The organism is Stenotrophomonas sp. YJH_SMC_25, assembly GCF_059369595.1.
Genome location: NZ_JCAFSV010000009.1, coordinates 90,793 through 108,730 on the forward strand (window position 1 = coordinate 90,793; position 17,938 = coordinate 108,730).

Annotated in this window: 16 protein-coding genes and 1 other RNA gene; 11 read left to right on the plus strand and 6 right to left on the minus strand. The window is 59.9% G+C overall.

Features of this window, described 5'->3' with window-relative positions; translation table 11 throughout:
* Positions 1–59 precede the first annotated feature (59 nt).
* The 3 genes from ssrA (at position 60) to AC5P7E_RS13685 (ending at position 4,403) form a co-directional block, all read left to right on the plus strand.
* Positions 60–413: a transfer-messenger RNA gene (gene ssrA / locus AC5P7E_RS13675) on the plus strand.
* Between the two features lie 304 nt (positions 414–717).
* Positions 718–2,133: a site-specific integrase gene (locus AC5P7E_RS13680; protein ID WP_024958278.1), complete on the plus strand. Its 1,416-nt coding sequence runs from the start codon at positions 718–720 to the stop codon at positions 2,131–2,133.
* Between the two features lie 473 nt (positions 2,134–2,606).
* Positions 2,607–4,403, plus strand: coding sequence for a DEAD/DEAH box helicase (locus tag AC5P7E_RS13685; RefSeq protein WP_004153231.1), 1,797 nt, complete (start codon positions 2,607–2,609; stop codon positions 4,401–4,403).
* A gap of 305 nt (positions 4,404–4,708) precedes the next feature.
* On the opposite strand, the gene AC5P7E_RS13690 is transcribed toward AC5P7E_RS13685, so the two are convergent.
* Genes AC5P7E_RS13690 through AC5P7E_RS13700 form a run of 3 tightly spaced genes read right to left on the minus strand, consistent with a single transcriptional unit; the run spans position 4,709 to position 6,070 of the window.
* Positions 4,709–5,245, minus strand: a complete 537-nt coding sequence (locus tag AC5P7E_RS13690; protein WP_004153229.1) for a hypothetical protein — start codon at positions 5,243–5,245, stop codon at positions 4,709–4,711.
* Positions 5,246–5,280: 35 nt separating this feature from the next.
* Positions 5,281–5,580, minus strand: a complete 300-nt coding sequence (locus AC5P7E_RS13695) for a hypothetical protein (RefSeq protein WP_495222850.1) — start codon at positions 5,578–5,580, stop codon at positions 5,281–5,283.
* 10 nt (positions 5,581–5,590) lie between these two features.
* Positions 5,591–6,070 (minus strand): hypothetical protein, encoded by a 480-nt coding sequence (locus AC5P7E_RS13700; RefSeq protein ID WP_099595919.1) that lies wholly within the window; start codon positions 6,068–6,070, stop codon positions 5,591–5,593.
* A gap of 101 nt (positions 6,071–6,171) precedes the next feature.
* Between AC5P7E_RS13700 and AC5P7E_RS13705 the strand changes: the two genes are divergently transcribed.
* Positions 6,172–6,510, plus strand: coding sequence for a helix-turn-helix domain-containing protein (locus AC5P7E_RS13705; RefSeq protein WP_049441679.1), 339 nt, complete (start codon positions 6,172–6,174; stop codon positions 6,508–6,510).
* A gap of 62 nt (positions 6,511–6,572) precedes the next feature.
* Positions 6,573–6,983: a hypothetical protein gene (locus tag AC5P7E_RS13710; protein WP_024958273.1), complete on the plus strand. Its 411-nt coding sequence runs from the start codon at positions 6,573–6,575 to the stop codon at positions 6,981–6,983.
* A gap of 851 nt (positions 6,984–7,834) precedes the next feature.
* On the opposite strand, the gene AC5P7E_RS13715 is transcribed toward AC5P7E_RS13710, so the two are convergent.
* Positions 7,835–9,556, minus strand: coding sequence for a MobA/MobL family protein (locus AC5P7E_RS13715; RefSeq protein ID WP_329761729.1), 1,722 nt, complete (start codon positions 9,554–9,556; stop codon positions 7,835–7,837).
* Positions 9,557–9,910: 354 nt separating this feature from the next.
* On the opposite strand from AC5P7E_RS13715, the gene AC5P7E_RS13720 reads away from it, so the two are divergent.
* On the plus strand, positions 9,911–10,240 hold the full coding sequence (locus tag AC5P7E_RS13720) for a conjugal transfer protein TraD (protein WP_076738497.1): 330 nt from the start codon (positions 9,911–9,913) through the stop codon (positions 10,238–10,240).
* 104 nt (positions 10,241–10,344) lie between these two features.
* Complete coding sequence (locus AC5P7E_RS13725; protein WP_329761732.1) at positions 10,345–12,021, plus strand: type 4 pilus major pilin; 1,677 nt, start codon at positions 10,345–10,347, stop codon at positions 12,019–12,021.
* A gap of 198 nt (positions 12,022–12,219) precedes the next feature.
* On the opposite strand, the gene AC5P7E_RS13730 is transcribed toward AC5P7E_RS13725, so the two are convergent.
* Entirely contained in the window at positions 12,220–12,801 is a 582-nt protein-coding gene (locus AC5P7E_RS13730; RefSeq protein ID WP_329761730.1) for a hypothetical protein, read from the minus strand.
* 300 nt (positions 12,802–13,101) lie between these two features.
* On the opposite strand from AC5P7E_RS13730, the gene AC5P7E_RS13735 reads away from it, so the two are divergent.
* Positions 13,102–13,584 (plus strand): hypothetical protein, encoded by a 483-nt coding sequence (locus AC5P7E_RS13735; RefSeq protein ID WP_111193345.1) that lies wholly within the window; start codon positions 13,102–13,104, stop codon positions 13,582–13,584.
* Between the two features lie 13 nt (positions 13,585–13,597).
* Here AC5P7E_RS13735 and AC5P7E_RS13740 read toward each other — a convergent pair whose 3' ends face one another.
* Positions 13,598–14,059 (minus strand): methyltransferase family protein, encoded by a 462-nt coding sequence (locus tag AC5P7E_RS13740; RefSeq protein WP_024956434.1) that lies wholly within the window; start codon positions 14,057–14,059, stop codon positions 13,598–13,600.
* Between the two features lie 153 nt (positions 14,060–14,212).
* Here AC5P7E_RS13740 and AC5P7E_RS13745 point away from each other — a divergent pair, with 153 nt between their 5' ends.
* From AC5P7E_RS13745 to AC5P7E_RS13755, 3 genes are all read left to right on the plus strand, one after another.
* A complete protein-coding gene (locus AC5P7E_RS13745; RefSeq protein WP_024956433.1) occupies positions 14,213–16,234 on the plus strand; it encodes an esterase/lipase family protein in 2,022 nt (673 codons plus the stop codon).
* 84 nt (positions 16,235–16,318) lie between these two features.
* Positions 16,319–17,191, plus strand: a complete 873-nt coding sequence (gene hchA / locus AC5P7E_RS13750) for a glyoxalase III HchA (protein ID WP_043035483.1) — start codon at positions 16,319–16,321, stop codon at positions 17,189–17,191.
* 5 nt (positions 17,192–17,196) lie between these two features.
* The gene (locus AC5P7E_RS13755) at positions 17,197–17,901 is read left to right on the plus strand and encodes a PA1136 family autoinducer-binding transcriptional regulator (protein WP_043035471.1); all 705 of its coding nucleotides are present in this window, start codon (positions 17,197–17,199) and stop codon (positions 17,899–17,901) included.
* Positions 17,902–17,938 lie beyond the last annotated feature (37 nt).

Below are 17,938 nucleotides of genomic sequence, written 5' to 3' on the forward strand. Positions count from 1 at the left end.
GCAGGCCCTGACCGTGGCAACGCGGGATCGGCCCTGTACCTTGCAGCACTGTAGAAACCGGGGGTGCATTGGTTTCGACGGGGGTTGTGAAGTCGCCTGGCGCATGCCGAGGGGGTAGCTTTCCTCGTAAATCCAGCTGCAAAACTCTAGTTGCCAACGACGACAACTACGCTCTGGCCGCTTAAGGCCTAAGCCTCGAAACCGCTTGTGTCCATGCTCGCGGTGTAGAGTCACTATCATGGAATCGCGCTGGGTGGCTGCCTGTCAGTCCGGCACTAGAACACAACAGGCTGGTTCCCGGATGCGCTTTGCACGCCGTGCTGTTCGGGGACGAGATCCAACGGTGAGCTAAGCATGTAGTGCTGGGGATGGAGTGCCTTCGGACGGCGGTTCAATTCCGCCCACCTCCACCAACTGCTTGCAAAATCTATCACTAAGTGGCTGATTTTGCAAGGGTTTTGGCATCGGAGTGATACACGAACTGAGCCTGTCTGCAGGTATCAAAGTAGGTATCACTCCGTGCCAAAGCCATTTTTCCTGCGCCGACCGAGCGGGCTATACGTCCGTTTTTTTGTGCCTACGGATCTACAGCCTCTTATTGGCTCCCGCTACCTGGTGCGACGCCTGCCCCCTGCTTCAATCGATCTGATGCGGCTTACAGCGGCAAGCGCCGCTGTGGCACTCTCTCAGGCATTCGACCGCATCAGACGTAGCCCAATGACCGAGAAGGATCGGGACGCCCTGCTGAGAGCGTTGGCCGGAACCATTGACCGCTGGACCGGGAACATTGAGCTGCCTAACGGCGCGAGATTGACCGACCTACAGGTGAATGGACGCGAGGACGCCAAAGCTCTGCTGGACACCATCAAGGGACTCGCGAGCTCAGGCTTTGCCCAAAGTTCACCGCTGCCCGGAGCCGGGGACACCCTGACAAAGCGTGTTGGTCTCTACCTGGAAGACCTTAGGAACGCTAAGACATCGCCAGGCAATCTGCTCGACAGTGAAAACACGCTCACCATCTTCCGCGAAATAGCAGGGCTCGACCTGCTCATGTCGCAAGTGGGGGAGACCCAAGTGCGCGCCTTCCTAAATGGGCTTCATGACTGGCCGAGCAATGCGCGCAAGAAGGCAGAATACAAAGAACTGAGCGCCGCGCAAATCATCGCCAAGGTCAAGCAACAACGCGCCAAAGGGCTCGTTATCGCGGGCCTGTCTGATCGGACTCTAGGCAAACATCGTGACCGACTGGCCAGCTTCCTCAATGCACAAGTAGCCGGTGGGCTGCTCACACGTTCGCCGCTCGATGGAATCAAGCGCCAGAGCTCGGCCACCGCAATCGCCACGCTCCCCCGTCGCCCCTTCAGCATTGAGGAAATCAACCAACTCTTCGATATGGAGAAGTTCCTTCCCTGGTCAGAGGAGCGGCCTGATCGATACTGGGGAGTCCTGCTTGCAGCGGGCACTGGGGCGCGGGTCAACGAGCTTGGGCAACTCTATGCCGACGATGTGGCCGAGGTGAATGGCATTTGGGGAATCCACATTCGTGCGGGGCGGCGGGATCAAAAGCTGAAAAACGCAAACTCCTTGCGCTTCATCCCACTCCACCCACGCTTGTTGGAGGCGGGCTTCTTAACTTACGTCGAAGATGTAGCGCAGTCGGGCCATGAGCGCCTGTTTCCCCACCTGCCTTGGCATAAGAAGGCAGGCTACGGGGACGCCCTCGGAGATCAGTTCCGCGCCTATCTTGTTGGTTTGGGCATGATGCAGCCCGGCATGGGCTTCCACTCGTTCCGACATACTGCGAGCACCCGGCTTCTCTATGCGGGGGTGCTTAGCTCTATTGCCGCTGCCATTACGGGGCACAAGGCGCATATGCCCGGCGAGCTCGGAACCTATGTAGATGTGCCCACGCTCCAATCGCGCGCAGACGCGGTAGCGCTTCTCCCCGTTCCCGAAGGTCTGCCGGCCTATCAGCCTGGAGAGGCAGCGCAGTCTCTCAAGCAAGCGCAACTCAGAGCGAAGCGGAGGGTGGTGAATGCAGCTGCACGTGAACGAAAAGCGGTCGCTCTTGCCAAAAGCGCGCACTCCACGACGCCAGCAAGTCGGATGAGGAAGCCATCGAAGGCGTCGTAGCGCCCGGGGGATCGCGGCGACAATGATTAGGCAACGCCATCAACCACTCCAGGTGCCCAAGATTCGGGGCTGGACTCTTGCTATCGCCTCGCTGTCTGCTTTGCCACCCGTCCCGGCGCGTCTTGCCAAGTCTGGCCCTGCCGAAAGGCACGCGGCGCCCCGCCAAAAATGTGACAGACATCAAACTATTGAATAGATGGGTTGCCTGAGGCAGGATCTCATGACTGAAGGGCGCATCAGCCAGGGAATTTCAGGGGGAAAGTAAAAGCTCGCAGTAGGCGTCAAGAAGCCCGGCAGATGTATCTGTCGGGATGATAATTGTGGCACGGGATGAAAACGACCAATAAATATGCCGACATCTACGCCCGCGCGAGCAATGAACATCTCACGTCAGCCGCTGCTGACCAATACGGCGCACAGATAATGCGCCGCCCAACTTCGCATGAGCAGAATACGTATCCAGGAGAACAAGCGTGTCTAGCCCGTTCCAAGATGTCGCACCCCGCATTACTGGAAATCCGAAGGTCAGAGAACCGCAACAAGGAGCCTATGAGGCGCTAGCACAGCATGTAGCTGACGGTGCGGACATAAGAGAAGTTAGCGTAGTACTGCCCGTGGGATGCGGAAAGTCAGGAACTATAACGCTCACTCCATTTGCGTATAAATCGAAACGAGCATTGATCATCGCTCCCGGCGTTGCGATTGCAACGCAGCTGGCAGCTGATTTCGACTTTAGTAGCGAGAAGCTATTCTATGCACGCTGCGATGTGATGGACGGCCCCAATTATCCAGAGCCAGTGGAAATAAGAGGCACCGATGCAAATCGAAGTGACCTTGACGCCGCACACGTTGCCATTACAAACATCCAGCAGATTTCCGGCGATGGCAACAAGTGGTTGCGAACGCTTCCTGCCGACTTCTTTGACCTGATCATTTTCGACGAGGGCCATCATAGCGTTGCAGCAACCTATGAGGCCCTGAAAGCAAAATTCCCTGCAGCCTCGGTCGTGAACTTCAGCGCCACGCCTCTTAGAGCTGATGGCCAGATGATGAGCGGTCCCGTCGTTTACTCATACCCAATCTTCAAGGCGATCAGAGCGGGCTATGTTAAACAGCTCAAAGCAATCCAACTCAATCCGAAGACCTTACGCTATGTCAGGCGACCAGGCGATTCGGAGGTTGAAGTCTCCCTAGATGAGGTCCGACGCCTAGGTGAGGAGGACGCGGATTTCCGCAGAAGCATCGTAACGTCCGAAGAAACACTGAATACCATTGTTGATGCGTCCCTCCGGGAGCTCGACCGGCTCCGTAACTTGACAGGGGAGCCACGCCTAAAGGTAATCGCCTCGGCATTGAATTATGAGCATTGCATTCAGATTGTGGAGGCTTATCGCGCACGGGGAAGGAAGGCCGATTTTGTGCATTCCCGTGAGAGTAAAAAGAATGACCAAGTCATGCAAAGGCTGGCGAATCATCAACTGGACGTGATCGTACAGGTGAGAAAACTTGGCGAAGGTTTTGACCATCCGTTCCTGTCGGTAGCGGCGGTCCTTAGCGTGTTCTCCAACCTGTCTCCATTCGTCCAATTCGTTGGGCGAATCATGCGCGTAATCAAGCAAGATGCGCCGGGGGACGTTGTAAACCAGGGCAGTGTGATCTTTCATGCGGGCGGCAACATTGCCGCCAGGTGGGGAGACTTCCAGCAGTTCAGCGAAGATGACCAATCCTTCTTTGACCAGCTTCTTCCTCTTGAAGGCTTGGATCCAGCAGATCCCACGGAGTTCCGTGAGTATGCGCCTCGCGACACTACCAATGGGAAGCCCGAGGTCAAAGAGCAGTCCGAGGTGGAAATGCAGGAAATCCACCTCCTAAAGCAGGAAGAGGAAGACGCCATTCGCCTGTTGAAGCAGAGCGGAATTATCCCTGCAGACTTTGACCCTACTACCCAAGCCCTCAAGCCCATCGCTGTCCCTAAGGCAGCAAAACGACAGGCCGCCAGAGACGCTCTTAACGAGCTTATTCAACTCCACGCAGGACGAATTCTCAATGAGCGAGGAATTAAGCATGGCGGGCGAGAGTTGGATCACAGACGGCTTGGTCGCGACAACTACGTAGTGGTAGTCACCACTCTCAACGAGGCGGCGAACACCTTGGTCGGCCGGAAGCCAGGGGAACGAAGTGAGATGTCACAGGTGGAACTGGACACCATTCGGGGGCAGTTCGATGCCCTTACAGCAAGCGTTTGCAGGAAGCTGTTCGATGGCGACTAAGTCCTTGATCGTCTCGACAATGGTAGACAGGGCGAAGAAGGCCCACAACTGCCAAGCTAACAGTAAACATAGGATCGAACGCGGAGACATTCGACTAGGGGTGCGAAAAGACCGGGGCTGGGATCGATACTGTGTTGCTTGTGCGCAGAGCATGATCGAGCGCGGTTTATTGCGACTGGGAGAACTGAGCAAGTTGGAGCCTGAGGAAAGCGAAGACTAAGAGGCAACATAGGCCCATCATTCCGCGCATGGAGGATGGGCCACTCTGCTTTCCTGCCTAGCTGCATTCGCTGGAATGGGGCTGCTTAGATGGTGCGCGTTTCAGTAAGCCAAGCTTTCATCCTAGCGAACCATTCATCCCTCTCAGTCTCATTGACAGCTGTGCTCTTGAGCCAACGGTCGGAGTGGCGCACGAAAGGAACCAGCCAGAGCGGGTGAACAACGTCCCGCACCTGGACTTCCAGACGATGGGTGATGACTCCTTTGTAGCTGTATTCCCCAGTGCGGATGGCGAGCACTTCAGCCCGCCGCAGGTAGCGCTCGCCCTTCACGGGCTCCCGGATCCAGATAGTGTCCCTGCCCAGGTCCAAGGCGATATGGTCATGGCAAACAGTGGGCTCAAACTCTTCAGGCCTATGCTTCTTCAGTTTGGGCGCGCGGCGACGGAACAGCCACGGCAAGCCCCACAGCAGCGCAAGGGGCCAGAAGACCAGCTGCCCGAACAGCATCAACCCGAACACGGCACCCTCAGCCGTCGTGCCCTTTTCGAACACCACACCGCACAGCCACCAAAGTGCAAGACCGGTGATGATCCAGCGGACTACCTTGAACAAGGTCCACATACGAGCTTCCTAGCGATGGTTGGGAAGGACCTGGGTCAGCGACGGTCTACGACAGTCCAAGTGCCATCGACCTTATCGATGGCGAAAGTGCCGACAAGCTGCTGTTGCTCAGTGCGAGTGCCCAGCTGATACCGCGCAGTTCCGGTGACACTGCACGCATAGCCGGGGCTGTCCCCACGCACGCACTCTCCTACCTTCAAGTGCTCAAACGTCATCGTCGTTCCCGTCGCCTCCTTGAAATACACGGCCAAGGCTTTCTCAACATCGCCGCTCCCAGGACCACCCGAGCAAGCAACCAGCAGCGCAGTAGCGGAAAGCGTCCAAAGCTTCTTCATGTGTGTTCCTTCAGTCGATGAGTAGGCAGTGATTGCCCGGATTCGTTGCAGTGCCAGGTAGGACTTCGCTATCAATCAGTGACCCGGCCTTGTTGATGACGATCACGATCTGACTAGGCCGCGCAGAGGAGTCCTCCTCACGCTCCCCTAGATAGACCAGAGCGACGGCATCCTTGAAGTCATAGACCTTGCCGAAGCCAATGACGCTATGCGCTTCGGGAGGCAGCAGAACCGGCTTTCCATCGAGCTTGATAGCGCGTTTGTAGTCCCGGCCTTCGACGGAGTCGATGCGGCCGATGCTGGTTCGGATGGGGCCGGTGGGGATCGCGGAGCCATGACCCGTGGCCCAAATGAAAGCGGATACCTTCGGCCGCCCTCCCCCATCCACCCTGAACTGGCCAGTCTGCAGTTGGCACGACAGGCTGGGCATAGCGTCAGCAGAAGCAGTGAACGCCAGAAGACCCACCAATGCCCAGCACCTCATATCCATAACCACCTCCTCGCCCAACGAATATTTGCGTTCAATGCAAATGACCGGCTAAGCTTAGGCGGGCACACTTCGGGTAGTCAATGCCCTTCTTGCTGCCCCGAATGCCCGCGCCGTTACCAACAACCACTGCTCTTGGCCAACGCCTCCGCGCCGCACGCGCAGCCAAGGGCTGGACTCAGGCCCAGCTAGGGGAACTATTGATGGGAGTGGATGACCCAAACACCACTGCGCCCCGCATCAGCAGGTATGAGAGGGGCCTTCATAAGCCTGATCTGGAGACCATTGAGAAGCTCGCGGAGCTTCTGGATCTCCCAGCCGCTTACTTCCTTGCTGCCTCTGACGTGGTTGCGGAGGCAATCTTGGTGCTGACACAGCTTGATGCCCGAAAACAGAAAGAAGCACTGGCGCTTCTAAAAAGCCTCGCCCCCGCTAGCAAGTGACGCGCACCGAACGGCCTAGCGACTTCCTACGCTATGCCTAGGTGCCAGCAAGGAAGACCCTAATGACAAGCCTCGCCTACGACCTCCTGATGGCATTGATTCCCGGCACGGCCGCTGGATACTACTCGGGCTTGCTGATGGCCAAGCTCTCAAAGTTCAATGCGCTGAAATACGAGGCACTTCGAGCTATTCGATCAATCAACTACATGGGCGATGCCAGTAACACACAGATCATCAGTTCAGATAAGAGTGAAGAACTTCACCTGATAGCATCCGAGCTCTTCCTTCTCAAGCACAAGGGCGCCGGAATTTCCTTGATGCAAGTTAGCAATGAGCTTCTAAATTCCATAGCAGCATGTAAGCACTCGGCGCATCCCGTCGATAGCTTCATAAAACAGATCAGTGACTGGCAAGCTCGAATTCGCGGCCTAAAGGTAGGACGACGCTTCTTCCTTCCTTGGGGTCAAATCTGATGTGCCTTTGACCGAACATTAAAACATTCGTCGGCGCCCGGAAATTTTCGGTCCGCTCCGTTTTTCTGCTGTAGAACTCCAAGTGCTCCTTTACGGACAAGGCCACCTCCGCCCCCGATTCAGGACACATCTTCCTGCTGACTCAGGACACTATGGGCCCGCTGTTTTGCCTCGGTCTTTGCTTCTAACCGCCGACCGACCGAGGCAAAGTCTCCCCCAACCCGCAATAAGCGAGCCTGGGGACCTTTGCCGGGCCGGCCTACTCTTGCCTAGGCAGAGGACCATCGTCGGCGCTGTGATCACTGTCAATACACAGCTGCGGCAGGTTCACGCCTGACATGGCGCCGGGGCTGGGGTCCTGCCACCAGCATTCACTGGCGTCTCTCCCATGGGCTTTGCCCCGTGATCAGGCTGTCGCCTGACGCTCTCCAATCTTGCCCTTCGCATACATGGCCGACCCGAGACGGGGCACACAATCCAAGGCCAGCTAGGGAACCCATGCCTTGGAACCTCCGCGACGCAGAAGCCATGCTGCCGGATGTGGACGTATTCCTCCACGGTTTAAGGCCGCTATCCGTAGGAGATGGATAGCCCCGGATTGTCACCGGGCGCGAACTAATCGGACCTCCGTGCGATAGCCATTGGTTCCAGCTGGGTTGCGAGGGGTTGCGCTCTTCCCGATGTCGGCTATGTTGTTGCTTGGGGCCGATGCCTGGGTGTGTAGAGCTGCTTTCTACCTACTCGCAGCCGTTGCTGTTATCAACGAGCTGCCGCTAAAAAACAGCATGAGGCCAACGCCAATTCTGTCAATGCCCCCCGGAAGAATATTCGGGGGCATTGTTTTTCTAGCTTCAGACGCGAGGTCCGCGACATCTTCTTTGGTCCTTTTTCTCCAACTCGCTATCGTTCAGTTGTTCCGTAAGCGTGCGCGTTGGGGTAGTTCCAGAACACTGCGATTTGTGCGGCTGTGCTGTATCAGCAGTGATTGGATAGCGCTTCAGCATTGATGCTGCGAGCCTATCCAAAGCTTCTACACTCGTAGCTGCCTGCGCCGCATACTTCACCTGTGCTTCCGGGCCTGTAGCTAGACGCGCAGCATCGTGCCGCGTCCTGCGCCGCTCAATGCGCTCTTCGCCACTCCGACGCCGCTGCGCCCAATCGCGCCTGCTACCGCTCCAGAGCGACGGCTTGGGATTTTTCCTCTCCCATGTCACCAATTTCATTTGGGCTTCCGTGAGTGAAATGTTTGCCTTAACTTCGGCTTGTAGCCTGCGCTCCCATCGAGTGGCGTCACGAGCCACCTGCTTCAATGAACTGTGAAGCTCGCGCATATCGTTTCGATATGACGCCCTGTGGGGGTAGGCGCCCGCCCTGCTCGACATGTCAAAGAGCTTGGCGACCGTCGAAAGACTTTGCCGAACGGCAGCATCTATATCCTCCAGCCAAACCCGTCTCGCTTCCATCTCCAGCTGCTCTATTTCAGCGTCGTAACGAGCCATGGCCTCGTCTGCTTGCTTGTTCGCAATCTTGCTACGAAGACGCCTAGCCGCCTTCATCAATACTGGCTTGAGACTTGGCGGAAAGCGCGATGCGGCAGACCCCACTCGTGCAGCTCGCTGCTCTACTGATGCTGGCCTTTTTCGTGCTCGTGGCGGCGCCAGCGCGACCTGCCCGAGGTGCGGTTGCCGCTCTTCTTTGCCAACAGCTGCAAGCCGCTCACGTTGAGCTGCTTCTTGCGTATGGGAGCGTGGCGTCGCCATCACCCTTCCCTCTTGCTCCAAGCGTTCCAGGTAGTCACGCAGTTCAATGCGATTGGCGTTTTGGATCTGGTTATTTACCGTGGCCCGCTCGCTATCTTCACCCCTCCTACGCATCGCGGTCGCTGCCTTACCCTCGTGCTGGGTGGCTTCGCGAGCCAGCATGGCTGCGAACCCGATATAGCCATCAGCTTCGGCGGCATGTGCTTGCTTAGCTAGGCTGCGATGATCAACACGTTCAGCGACCTGTGCTCGTTCCAGATGCGAATTGATACGGTCAGCCACCGCCTCACGAAGAATGCGGATAGCCTCCGGTCCTGCGCCACCACGCGCATCAAATTCAGCACATGCACGTTCACCCAGGCCATCAGGACCGATCTGACGAGGCGTCATAAGGAGATGCACATGGTGATTGCGCTCATCCCCTTTCTTATCGGGCTCATGGACTGCAACAAGCACCGCAACCTGATAGCGGTCAACCAACATCTGACCCAAGTCGCACGCGAGCGCACGACGCTGCGCTCCGTTCAGTTCTGCAGGCAGAGCAACTTCAAGCTCTCGCGCCGTCCTGGCGTTTAGCCGGGTCTCGGCCATTTCCGAGCGATTGAAACAGGCGACCGGATCTCGCGCCCATTCGGGGGCATTTTGCGGGGCCAACATATCAACCGAGGCAACGCCACTGCGCCTTGTGTAGTCGTGTTTGATACCGGTCAATTCGTCATTAATCACAATGCCCGCACGATACGCCGCAGCGGCAGCAGAGGAATGACCCTTGCCGCGCGAAAAGGCTTTGACGGTGGCGTGATAAATGGCCATTTCGATTTTTGTCCTTGCTCCTGCTCTTGTTTTTGGCGACGCCCCCGAGGGGGCTAGCATCGGGGGCGGCCTGCGAAGCGGGCCGGGGTCTGGGGCGGAGCCCCGGCGCACGGTTTCCCGCAGGGAAACCATAAGTGCGCTCTTGCTTTGATCCTTGCCGCCACTATTCGTGACGGCTTCGGGCAAGAGACCGGGGCTCGCTTCGCTCGCGTTTCCCGCTGGGGCTGGCTCGCTCTCGCTCGCCCGTGCCCCTCTATTTCAGGATGGCAGGTAATTGCAATATGACAAGTCGATGACTTGCCAATAGCCGATTTTCTGTTTGCATGAGGTGCAGGACATCAGGAGAGCTCAACAATGGCAACACGCTCTATACAAGAACAAATAACCGCCGCCACTGAGCGTCTCGCAAAATTGAAAGCACGGGAGATGCTGGCCGAGCAAAGATCAAAAGCAAAGACAAGAGCGAGCGAACGCAAAGCAGACGCGCACCGCAAGATTCTCCTGGGCGGCGCGGTCATCGCTGCGGGGGCTGATGCATTGGATGAGGCCGAGCTTGTTGGCCTACTACTTGCGTATCGAGATCGCATTGAAAAACCGGAAAACGCTCAACAAAGAGATGGAATGCGCACACGCGGGCGCATTTATCTAGCGGAGCGAGAAGCGTCCCGTGCAAGGAAGCGCTGACCATGAAGCCTTCACAACTAAATCATGCGGTTCTCTGTGAACTGAGACACCAACATCGGCAACGTGGCATCTCATTGATCGAGGTGATGCTGGCAGTAGGCGCTATGACACTACTTTCCGGTGCGGCTTTCGCTATCTATCAGTCATCGGCAAACAACGCAGATGTTCGCGCGGAACAAGCGAATATTCACACCATTGCTCGAAATGCAGACATGACGTATGGAGCGCTCGGCTCCTATGCGGGACTGACAACCGCTCAGGCTATTGCCGACCGCGTTCCACCCGTTTCAATGAACTCTGGCGTTGGCCTAATGAGCCGATGGGCGCAACCCGTTATTCTTGAGCCTGCCACCATTGATGGTCGCCCCAACGCAGGGTTGAAGATTTTTTACCACGCGGTTCCAACGCGTGCGTGCCTAAAGCTAGCTGCTGCAGCAAGTGAAGGCATGTATGACCTGGAAATAGGCGATACATCCGTCTTCCATCGAAGCAACAATGGTCGTCCGACTGTATTGGACATCCAAGCCGCGACTCAACAATGCAGGAATCCAGCGCAGCTCGCGTTCACATACTACGGCGGCGCTACTGGCCTGTCAGCGCAAGTTCTCACACCCGTTGCACTGCCAACGCCCCCTCCAACATCAGCTCCGCCACCACCGGCGCCGGTGGTGGCGCCACCGCCCGTAGCTGTTACTCCACCGGCTCCATCTCCTGGCTGCGCAGCGGCTCCCACGGCTCCAGCCACAGGAACGACACCTGCGGGTCAAACGTGTTCGTTTATTTGGAATTCGGTAGCGGCTCCTGCTTGCTGGGCTCCGCTGGCGTTATGCGTGCCAATCGCCGCTCAACCTCCAATTCCAACCGCACCACCGGCACCACCCGCCGTCACTCCTCCTATTGTCCCTCCCGTCATCACACCCGTCTGCTCAGCGCCTTTACCGTTGAGCGAAAGCGCGGCGCAAACGGGCGTTTGTCCTTCAGGCACTCTCACCATCAGTGGCGCCAATTCTTTTCCGCAGACCCGCACCCGCACTACGACGTATTCATGCCCCGACCCGTTCGCAAGCCCAACAGCACTGACGGGACCATGGTCAGCCTGGTTACCGGCAGCAGCAAGTATGTGTGCTCCCGAATGCACGTCTGCGCCGCCAACCAGCGTTGCAATCACGCGCGCCGCGCCAGCAGAGAGTCAGAACGTGGGTTGCCCGGCCGGGCAGGCAGGTCAGCACTGGCGACAACGCAACCGCGTTGAGAACGGCACGCGCACCACGTCCTGGTCCTGCCCGGCCGCGACCGGATCCCCGGTGTCGAGCACCTCGGAGAGCTGGAGCGGCACCTACACGGCATCCAGTGGTTGGGTTACCACCTCCAACACCTGCACGCCCCCGGCACCTCCGGCAAGAACCTATCCGACCTACACCGGGAAATCGTGGATTTCCTGGGGCGACGGTGGGCTTTACGGCTGGGGCGTGTTCTGCTCGGTGTCGCAGTTCCTCGCTGACGGATTTCACTGCACGCAGAGCGTTAATACCAACGATGACGCGACGTTTTCGGGTGGCCTCGCGAGGCCTCAAGAACAGGCATTGACGCCAGAGCGCCGGACCTGCGTCGCCGCACTTAAACAGAAGCTGACACCAATGCCTGGATTTGGCTCCCCAAGCACCGGGCCAGTTAGTTGGCCGACAGAGTGCGCCTGTGAGGTGGTCGGAGCTGGCTCGGCGTTCTACTGGCAGACCGTGGGCGCATCGGACTGGTCAGCCTTCGAGTTCCAATGCCAGTAAACGGCCATTGGTTCACTCCGCGGAGAGGGAGACCGGGCCAAGCCAAGCCAAAAAAGCAAAGCCCCCGCGCGAGCGAGGGCTTTGGGTGTCGGCGGGCAAAGCAATTTCTCTAATTTTTCTAAGCTGCCCATAGGGCAGTGAACTGCCGACGTTCCAGATCTAAGGCAGTTCAAGGCGTTGTCAAGCGTTCGACCTGCATCACTCCGTGGAGAGGGCTACCGGGCCAAGGCGCTCGGTCTTTCCGTTGACCAGGTGCAGCAACTGCCCGCCAGCAATCAGCCAACCATCTCCGTTAGCGCGGTCGGCCTTGCTGAACCCTACTGCTCCGTCGTTGCGCAGGGTCGGGGCCCCGGCATTGCCGTCCTTGTAGAAATGGCTCCACGCCCTGGCGGCCGGCGTCATCGTCAGCACCTTCTGCCAAGGATGGCTGTGGATGGTTTCGCCAATGAAAGCAGAACCTTCCATCACCTCGCTGGTCCGTATGACACAGCCGTGTGGCACGCCATCTGTGTAGAGGCGCAGGGAAAAACGCTGGCCGTCGCTGGCAATCGCGCCACAGGCCTCGTTCCCGCTCTGGCGGGTGTAGTCGTGGAGCACTCGCCCAGTGCGTCGGAGGAAATCCGGTAAAGCCTCGCCGGGTTCGCTGACATGGTCGCCCAGATGCTGGCGCTCCCAACCCTGTTTGGTTCCGGCGGGCGGAATTGAACCGGCCTGCGCCAGTGCCTCACCACACGCTCCAAGCCAAATGGTCAACACCACCATCACCGATGCAATGCGCACAACTGCTCCTAAGCAGTTGTGCTTTGCACCTCGGCCCCATGCCGGGTATCATCAGAGGTATGAAAATTTGCACCTTTTGGAAGCTAAATATCGTTTGCTTTCAATAGGTTGCAAATGGGCGCAAATGGCTCCGCCCACCTCCACCATCTGTATGGCCTGTCGAGGCCGCAAGAAGCCGGATCTCCCGTCAATGGAGTTCCGGCTTTTTTGTGCCTGCACGTCGCGCAGGACGCGTGGCGCATAATCGGGATGACACCTCCACACTGCAGCCCCACCCCGCGACCGCCAGAAGGATCTGCCATGAAAGCTTCCCTCACGATTTCCATGCTCCTCACCGCCCTCGCCGCACCCCCAGCCACGCACGCCGCGGCACCGGCCATCGCGCCCCCCGGCACCGCCACGCTGGAAGCCCTGCTGGCCTGCAAGGCCGGCTCGGACTTCAGCGAGGCCGACGCCATCGATGCACTCCAGGCCGCTGGCCTGGCCAGGAAACCGGGTGGCACCTTCGAGCCGGAGGACAAGCCGGTCGCCCTGTTCGGCGGCACCGTCACCAGTGCCGATGTGAACGTGGCCGAGGGCGAGAAGAGCCTCTTCGTCTACTTGAACGGCGTTGACGCCACGCATCTGGCCAAAGCGTGGTCAGTGAACACGGTCAACGAACACGCCAACACGCAGGAACCTTCATACGTGAAGACCACTGACAAGCGCCACACCCTGCACGTGATCGCAGGCGATGACTACGAAGGCTATTCCGCTGCCGTGAAGTGCCAGATCTCTCGATAATGGGTGATGCCCGCTACAGCCAACGCCGCACTCGTTGGCGGAACATCGGATACACGTCGGGGAAGCGGGCCAGCAACGCCCGCTCTTCCGGCATGATCTGCAACCAGGTGATATAGAGCACGAACAACGGCACAGCCAGCAACGCGATCGTGTTCTGCAGGTACAACATTGCGCCAGTGAGGATCGTTGCCTGGCCCAGGTACATCGGATTGCGCGTGTAACGGTACATGCCGCGCGTGACCAGCGCGCTTGATGCCGAAGGGCGCAGCGGATTGACCGTGGTGCGCGCCCGCTGGAACGCAAGCTTCGGCAGCAGGTTCAGCGCCACACCGATCCCAATCACCCCGCCTGACATCAGCGCCCGCATCGGCAGTGGCAAGACCGCCTCCGGCCACAGTCGGCTCCCAAGCCAGCCGATCCCCGCGCACAGCAGCATCACCAGCGGCGGCGGGATCCGGGTCTCAAGCCACGTCATCGCAGTCCCTGCATAACTCCATTCACCCCAGTGTCACACGGAACCGGCTGAATCGCTTGGATGGCAGCGCCTGAGCGCCCCAAACCGACCGCCCGGTATCTTCCGCTTTGACATGCCGACCGCTAGAGTGGCGCCACCGCGCAGGAGGATCGTATGGCAACCACGGGCTTGGGCTTCATCGGCCGCACGACCCTCATCATCACTGTGCTGCTCACCCTGGGCGGCTGCGCCACGTTGCGCCAGTTCGGGCCGTCGGTGCAGGTGGCCTCGGTCACGCCCGGTCAGTACATCGCGCTCAAGCGCGGTGACATCCTCACTTCCGGCAAGCTCAGCGCGGCGACCACGGAGACCTTGCGGGTGGCCGGCCTCGATGAAGGCGTATGCGCCAAACCGGGCCTGCCCTGCATCGAGGCGATGGAAAGCAGCATCGTGGTGCGCGAGGAAGACAAACGCTCCAGCCTGGCCGAGTTGTGGCTGCAGTATGCGATGACCCTGCCGGCGCCGAAGCGTGAGTACTCGGCATCCGGCCGCGCCAAGAGCGCGATCACCGAGCTGGATGCCGATTTCCAACCGCGCCTGGATGCGTGGATGCAGGTCGCGCGCCAGGCCTATGCCTATCTTTTCTTCACCGAGCGCACCGCCAACCAGCGCGGCTTCGAAGATCGCCAGACCCAGGTGCGCGACTACTACAACCTGGCCGTGCAGGAAGCCTCGGTACAGCTGTACGACGCCTATGCCACGGGCCGCGTGCACGGCCAGGCCAACCACTTCCAGCTGGGCCGCTGGACCTTCGTGCTGGCCCCTTCAGGCGAAGCATCACCGCTGGATACGCGTACCCCTACCGAACTGGTACCGGCGGCCTCGCTGTCGTTCACTGGCACGCTGCGCAGCGTGCATCGCCGCGATGGCTTCGGTGCCGAGCTGGTGGCGGTGATGAACGATCCGGCTGGCAGCACGGCCACCCCGCCTTCGGCAGCGACGCCCGCCGCGCAGGCAAGCACCTCGGCCGCGCAGAGCTGGAGCGAGATGCCCTCCCCTTCGATGACGGTGCTGCTGCGCTTCTCGGGAAAGAACCTGTGGGAAGTGCTGCACGACGACGAGCCGGAGCTGGAGATCCACGATCCCTACCAGGTCACGGAAGTCACCCTGCATGGCCAACAGGTTCCGCTGGCCGCGAACTTCACCGCCGGCTATGCGTTGTGGCTGGCCCGTTCCAACTTCAGCCACCAGTCGCTGCGCTCGCTTTTCGGTGGCAAGGGCGGCATCGACACGCCGCACCTGTACATGATGCAGCCCTACGATCCGAACCGCCGCGTGCTGCTGATGATCCATGGCCTGGCCAGCAGCCCGGAAGCCTGGGTGAACGTCGCCAACGAACTGATGCGCGACGACGAGATCCGCCAGGACTTCCAGGTCTGGCAGTTCTACTACCCGACCAACATGCCCATCGCGATGAGCCACGATGCGATGCGTCATACGCTGTCCGAAGTGCTCAAGCATTTCGACCCCAGCGGCAAGGCGCAGGCTTCGCATGACATGGTGCTGGTCGGGCACAGCATGGGTGGCGTGATCGCGCGGCTGATGATCTCCTCTTCCGGCGATCATCTGGTCGACACCCTGCTGGAGACTGCGCAGATGACGCCGGCACAGCGTGAACTGCTGCGTACCAAGGGCGCACCGGTGCTGACTTTCCTGCCGGAACCGGAAGTATCGCGCGTGGTATTCATCGCCACGCCACACCGCGGCACCGACGTGGCGGGCACCCGCCTGGGCCGCTGGATCGGTCGCCTGGTGCGGTTGCCGCTGACCGTGCTGGAAGACGTCGCCACCATCGCCAACGACGGCCAGATCGACCGCAATGATGGCAAGCACGGTTACCAGATGAACAGCATCCAGAATCTGGACAAGGACGATCCCTTCGTCCGCGCGGTGGCCGACCTGCCGATGTCGCCGAAGGTGCACTACCACTCGATCATCGCGCGCGCCAAGGCCGATGGGCCGCTGGAAAAGACCGACGACGGGCTGGTGCCCTACTGGAGCTCGCACCTGCCGCACGCGGATTCGGAGAAGGTGATCGTATCCGGGCACAGCGTGCAGGAAGCCACGCCGGCCATCGTCGAACTGCGGCGGATCCTGCATGAAGACATGCAGCAGCATTCGGCCACGGTGAAGTAGCTGCTCGCGGCTGAGGGAAAACCCTCATCGCCTGTACGCATCAGCCCTTCTATGCTGGATCCCACCACCCCACTGGAGGTCCGCATGAACACGCAAGAGCCCAGCCGCCAGCCCAGCCCCGACCCGGCCGAGCGCGATGCCTTCTTCCCGTCGCCCTACTCGCTGTCGCAGTTCACATCGCCCAGGAGCAACCTGTCCGGTGCCGACTATCCCGACGCACGCCGCGATGGCCGCTGGAAGGTGCTGATGATCGCTGCGGACGAACGCTATCTGCCCACTACCAACGGCCACTTGTTCTCCACCGGCAACCATCCGGTGGAAACCCTGCTGCCGATGTACCACCTGGACAAGGCCGGCTTCGACATCGATGTGGCCACGCTGTCCGGCAACGCCGCCAAGTTCGAGTGGTGGGCGTTCCCGCGTGAGGACACGGAGATTGGCGGACTGTACGACCGCTACGAAGCCCGCTTCCGCCAGCCACTGCAGTTGGATGAGGTGGTGGCAGGCCTCGATGCCGCATCGGATTATGCAGCCGTGTTCATCCCCGGTGGCCATGGCGCACTTATCGGACTGCCGCAGAGTCGCGCGGTAAAGGCAGCCCTGCACTGGGCGATGGCCGAGCAACGTCACATCATCACCCTTTGCCACGGCCCGGCCGCATTGCTGGCCGCAGGCGTTGACGAGGCCGATGGTGGTTCGCTGTTCCGCGGCTACCGCATCTGTGCCTTCCCCGATGCGATGGACCGGCAGACGCCGGAGATCGGCTACATGCCCGGGCAGCTGCCGTGGTTCTTCGGTGAGCGCCTCGCGCAGCAGGGCGTGCAGATCGTCAATGACGGCATCGATGGCAGCGTGCTACAGGACCGCCTGCTGCTGACCGGCGACAGCCCGCTGGCCGGTAATGCGCTGGGCAAGCTGGCCGCGCGCACGCTGCTCGACGCCCTGGCCGGGCGCTGACCCGGATGAGCGAATTGGTGCAGGCGTTGCTGGAACTGGAACGCGCCCGCTCACTGAGTGCGGTGGGCGCCGTACTACGCAGCATCTCTGCACCGCTCGGCTACGACCGCGTGCTGGTGTTCGCCACCGGCACGGGGTTGGAGCGCGGTACACAGCGTGTGTACTGGATCGAGGGCGACTGGTTCGGCGACGGCGGCAGTACCGACCTCGCGCGCTACCTGCACGCCTGCCCGGTCAATCGGCACGTACTGGACAGTGACGCGCCGTTCTTCTGGAGCAAGCGCCAGGGTGTTCGCGGCGAACGCTATCAGGTGGTGAAGCAGCCACGTGGTGAAGGCCTGCACGGTCTGCAGGTGCCGGTGTTCGGCATCACCGGTCTGGAAGGCGCGATCAGTTTTGCCGGGACAGCGATCGATGCATCGGCCAGCGCGCGCCTGCAGCTGGAAGCTGCTGCAGCTGCAGCATTCCGTGCCGCTCGCCATCTGGCCGAATCGCCTGCCGAGCTTTCGGGAAGCGCACTGAGCAACCGCGAGCGCGAAGTGCTGCGCTGGGTCGCCGCTGGCCGTCGCCAAGCTGAGATCGCGGCCACGCTTGGGCTTTCCACGCGCACCGTGGAGAACCACCTGCGCCACGCGCGGCAACGGCTGGGTGTGGCGACCACCGCGCAGGCAGTGCGTGCTGCCAGCCGTCGCGGCGAGATCGAAGACTGATCACGGCGAGACACTTCCGGCGGCCTGGTTCGCGTGT